A 4,642-nucleotide genomic window follows, 5' to 3' on the forward strand; every position below is an offset into this window, starting at 1 on the left:
GTGCGACACCCCTTGACAAGCGCGGTCGGGCTGCGCCCAGGCCATACGGGGAGACCACGAGCTGGGGGGGTGTGTGGGTGTTGGTCATTCCGCGAAGGCGGCGGTGTAGGAGGCCACGCAGGTTTTCGGTGTGGTTGGGGAGGTTATTACGTGGCCGTCGATGGTGAGGGGTGGGGTGAGCGGTAGTGAGCGCAGTCGGGGGTTGTGGGAGAGGGGGAATTGTTCGGCGGGGAGGAGGGTCCAGGTGTTGGGGTTTCGGGCCACTTCGAACAGGACGTTGAGCAGGTCGCCCTCGGGTGGGTGCGCCGGGGGTGCGGGGAGGGCGGCGAGGATCGCGTCGTGCAGCGGGGGGTCGGTGTCGCGGGCGGGTAGGCGCAGGGCGGTCGGGTCCAGGTCGTGCAGGGCGGTCGTGGGGTGATCTGTCGCTGGGTGTTGGTGGGACAGGATCGCGTGCAGGGGTTCGGACCAGGCGCGCACCACTGTCGTGGTCGTGGAGGTGATGGTGCCGCGGACCAGGGCCAGGTCCAGGTCGCCGTTGCGGACGGCGTCCAGGCGGGCGGTCACCGGCAGGTCCACGAGCGTTGGTGCGACGGGGCGTTCGGCGCTGGTCAGGCGGGCCAGGGCGCGGTCCAGGCGAGGGGTGGCGCAGGACGCCACGCCGATGCGCAGGGCGGTCGGTTCGCCCGCGACCACTCGGACGCGGGCCGCCGCCGCCAGGGCCTCCCGGGAGGCGGCGAGCACCCGTTCGCCGGCGGGGGTGAGCCGCACCCGGCGGGAGGTGCGGTCGAGCAGGCGCACGCCGAGTTCGCGCTCCAGCCGGGCGACCTGCTGGCTCACCGCCGACTGCACGATGTCCAGCCGGTGCGCGGCGCGGCCGAAGTGCAGTTCCTCGGCGACGGTCACGAAGTAGTGCAGCGCTCTCAGTTCCACGCCCCTGATCTATCACGGGAAGAGATCGCTGCTGTTCGTCCCTGGTGGTTGTTCGCGCGGGGCGTCGCGGTTGTGATGGGTGCGAACCCATCGCGGACGGAGAGCAGAAGTGAGCACATCGACCCTCGGCATCATCGGCACCGGCATGGTCGGGGCGGGGGTGGCCCGCCGCGCCGTGGACGCCGGCCTCGACGTCGTCCTGGCCAACTCGCGCGGCCCGGAGTCCCTGGCCGACCTGGTCGCCGACCTCGGCCGGCGGGCCCGCGCGGCGTCACCGGTCGAGGTGGCGCGCGCCGCCGACCTGGTCGTCGCGGCCGTGCCGCTGGCGGTCCGCGAGCGGCTGCCCCGCGCGGAGCTGGTCGGCAAGACGGTGATCGACCCGATGAACTACGCGCCGAAGCCCGGGTGGCGGCTCCCGGAGCTGGACCGCGACGAGCTGACCTCCAGCGAGCTGGTGCAGCGCCACCTCGCCGGCGCCCGGGTGGTGAAGGCGTTGCACTCCATCGGCCCCCGGCAGCTGCTGGACCTGTTCCGCCCGGCGGGCGCGCCCGACCGCACGGCGCTGCCCCTGTCCGGCGACGACCCGGCCGCCAAGCGGGAGGTGGCCGGGCTGCTGGACGTGCTCGGCTTCGACTCGGTGGACCTCGGCACGCTGGCGGAGAGCTGGCGCAGCGAGCCCAACACGCCGCTGTACGCCTTCCCGTACGTGGGCGAGCCGCCGTCCGGGCTCACCGTGCCGGAGCTGGTGGCCTGGGTGCAGTCGGCGCCCGGTGTGCCCGTGCCCGCCGCCCGGGTCGAGGCCCTGGCCGCCGCCGCGGTGCGCGGGCCCGCGGGTTTCCAGCTGTAGGGTCAGCCCTCCAGCTCGGCCCACACGACCTTGCCGCCCGCCCGGGGTTCGGTGCCCCAGGACGTGCTGAGCGCGGCCACGATGATCAGCCCGCGGCCGCGGGCCGAATCGACCTGGATCGGCTTCTGCTCCGGCGGCGCGGGGGAGTTGTCGGCCACCTCGATGCGCAACCCCGAGTCGGTCCTGGACACGGTCAGGCCCACCGAGCCCTCCGCGTGGTCCACCGCGTTGGACACCAGTTCGGTCACGACCAGCGCGGCGTCCTCGGCGGCGTCCTCCGACAGGCCCCACGCCGAGGCCGCTTCCGCCACCACCTCGCGCGCGCGTGCGGACGAACCCGGTGAGGCGGGCAGCGTCACGGCCACCGGCGCCGCTGGTTCGTTGCGCACATCCGCTCCCGTTGATCGGCTGTCACCGCATCGTCGCACATCCCCCGACCGCGTCACCGACTGGTCGTGTGCAAAGCGGCTTGCCGGGGGTTCGGTGGCGGCGTTCGGGCCACCGGGTGGCTAGGCTCGGGCCCCATGGAGTTGCGGGTGCGCAGTGAGGTGCGGGGCGGCTGGACGGTCGTCGCGGTGTCGGGCGAACTGGACGCGGACACCGTCCCCGTGCTCTCCGACCTCCTCGAGGAGAGCTCGGCCGACCGGGTGGTGGTGGACCTGGGCGGGGTGCCGTTCATGGACACCACCGGGTTGTCGCTGATGCTCGACTGGCACCGGCGGCTGGACGGCTCCGGCGGGGAGTTCCGGATGGCCTGCCTCCAGCCGTCGGTGCACAAGCTGTTCCGGTTGACCGAGCTGACCGAGGTCATGCACATCCACGACTCGGTGGAGTCGGCCACGACGGGCCGCTGACCGCCGTCAGTCCTGCTCCAGGCCCAGGTAGAAGGCGATCAGCCGGAGCAGGTGGTCGGTGTCCACGGGCTTGGTCACGTAGTCCGTGGCGCCCGAGGCCAGCGACTTCTCCCGGTCGCCCTTCATCGCCTTCGCCGTCACCGCGATCACCGGCAGGTCGGCGTACCGGGACATGGCCCGGATCGCCGCCATGGTCGCGTTGCCGTCCAGCTCCGGCATCATGATGTCCATCAGCACGAGCGCCACGTCGTCGTACTGCTCCAGCGCCCGCACCCCCGTGATCCCGTTGTCCGCGTAGATCACGTTCAACCCGTGCAGCTCCAGCACGGAGGTCAGCGCGAACACGTTGCGCAGGTCGTCGTCGACGATCAGCACCTTCTCGCCGTGGAACCGCATCGGCGGCGGGGGCAGCTCCTGCGGGGCCACCACGGGCTCGGCGGCGGGCTCGGCGGGCGCGAGCAGCTCCGGCAGGGCCTCCGGCTCGACCACGGCCGGCACCACGAGGCCCTGCTCGCCCAGCGGCAGGTACAGGGTGAACGTCGAGCCGACGCCCGGTTCCGAGCGCACGTCCAGCCGCCCGTCCAGCAGGGTCGACAGCTCCCGGCTGATGGACAGGCCCAGGCCCGTGCCGCCGTACTTGCGGGACGTGGTGCCGTCGGCCTGCTGGAACGCCTCGAAGATCACCGACAGCTTCTCGGCCGGGATGCCGATGCCGGTGTCCTGCACGTCGAACGCCACGGAGCCCTCGACCACCCGGATCCGCAGCCGGATCCCGCCGTCGTGGGTGAACTTCACCGCGTTGGACAGCAGGTTGCGCAGGATCTGCTGGACCCGGTGCTCGTCGGTGTGCAGGGTGGGCGGCACGTCCGGGTCGACCACGACGCCGAAGTCCAGGCCCTTCTCCGCGGCCAGCGGCGAGGTCAGCGCCTCGACGTAGGCGACCAGGTCCGACACCCGCACCGAGTCCGTCTGCACCTGCATGTGACCGGCCTCGACCTTGGTCAGGTCGAGGATGTCGTCGATCAGCTGGAGCAGGTCGGTGCCCGACGAGTGGATGGTCCGGGCGAACTCGACCTGCTTGGCGTTGAGGTTGCCGTCGAGGTTGTCGGCCAGCAGCTTCGCCAGGATGAGCAGGCTGTTGAGCGGGGTGCGCAGCTCGTGGCTCATGTTGGCCATGAACTCCGACTTGTACTTCGAGGCCGAGGACAGCTGGCGGGCGCGGGCCTCCAGCTCGACCGAACCGGCCCGCAGCTCCTCGGTGAGCCGCTGCGACTCGACCAGCAGGCTGTCGGTGCGGGCGTTGGCGAGCATGGTGTTCACGTTGACGCCGATGTTCTCCTTGAGCTGGTCCAGCAGGTCGAGGTGGACCTCGGTGAACTCGCCGAACGACCCCAGCTCGATCACGCCCAGCGTCTCGCCCTGGAACAGGATCGGCACGATCACCAGGTTCGAGGGCGGCGCGGCGCCCAGGCCCGAGGTGACCTCCAGGTACCCGGGCGGCACGTCGGTGACCAGCACCGTCTTCTTCTCGACGGCCACCTGGCCGATGAGGCCCTCGGCGCGCTTGAACCGCGTGGGCCGCCCGTCGCGGGGCGACCAGCCGTAGGAGGCGGTCAGCTCCAGCACGTCGGCCTCGCCGTCGACCAGGAAGAACGCGCCGTGCTGGGCGGAGACCAGCGGGGTCAGCTCGCTCATCACCAGCGACGCCATCGCCTTGAGGTCCCGGTGGCCCTGCATCTGGCCGGACAGCCGGGCCAGGTTGGTCTTGAGCCAGTCCTGCTCCTGGTTGGCGCGGGTGGACGCCTTCAGGTTGCTGATCATCCGGTTGATGTTGTCCTTGAGGTCCGCGACCTCGCCGGAGGCGTCCACGGTGATCTGCCGGGTCAGGTCGCCCGCGGTCACGGCGGTGGCCACCACCGCGATGGCGCGGACCTGGCGGGTGAGGTTGCCGGCCAGCTCGTTGACGTTCTCGGTGAGCCGCTTCCAGGTGCCGGAGACGCCCTCGACCTCG

At 71.8% G+C, this 4,642-nt stretch carries 5 protein-coding genes; 2 read left to right on the forward strand and 3 right to left on the reverse strand.

What is annotated here, in order from left to right; translation table 11 throughout:
• Nucleotides 1-84 precede the first annotated feature (84 nt).
• Nucleotides 85-930 carry a LysR family transcriptional regulator gene (locus tag ACFV4N_RS40140; RefSeq protein ID WP_499677928.1) on the reverse strand — a complete coding sequence of 282 codons (846 nt, stop codon included), beginning with the start codon at nt 928-930 and terminating at the stop codon, nt 85-87.
• Nucleotides 931-1,009: 79 nt separating this feature from the next.
• Here ACFV4N_RS40140 and ACFV4N_RS40145 point away from each other — a divergent pair, with 79 nt between their 5' ends.
• Nucleotides 1,010-1,777: an NADPH-dependent F420 reductase gene (locus ACFV4N_RS40145; RefSeq protein WP_499677929.1), complete on the forward strand. Its 768-nt coding sequence runs from the start codon at nt 1,010-1,012 to the stop codon at nt 1,775-1,777.
• A gap of 2 nt (nt 1,778-1,779) precedes the next feature.
• On the opposite strand, the gene ACFV4N_RS40150 is transcribed toward ACFV4N_RS40145, so the two are convergent.
• A complete protein-coding gene (locus ACFV4N_RS40150) occupies nt 1,780-2,166 on the reverse strand; it encodes an ATP-binding protein (protein ID WP_499677930.1) in 387 nt (128 codons plus the stop codon).
• 147 nt (nt 2,167-2,313) lie between these two features.
• On the opposite strand from ACFV4N_RS40150, the gene ACFV4N_RS40155 reads away from it, so the two are divergent.
• The gene (locus ACFV4N_RS40155; RefSeq protein ID WP_499677931.1) at nt 2,314-2,631 is read left to right on the forward strand and encodes an STAS domain-containing protein; all 318 of its coding nucleotides are present in this window, start codon (nt 2,314-2,316) and stop codon (nt 2,629-2,631) included.
• Nucleotides 2,632-2,637: 6 nt separating this feature from the next.
• Here ACFV4N_RS40155 and ACFV4N_RS40160 read toward each other — a convergent pair.
• Nucleotides 2,638-4,642 (reverse strand): ATP-binding protein (locus tag ACFV4N_RS40160; RefSeq protein ID WP_499677932.1); only part of this gene is annotated, 2,005 nt, incomplete at its 5' end.

Source organism: Actinosynnema sp. NPDC059797, assembly GCF_042732085.1.
In the GTDB taxonomy this organism is placed as follows: Bacteria; Actinomycetota; Actinomycetes; order Mycobacteriales; family Pseudonocardiaceae; genus Actinosynnema.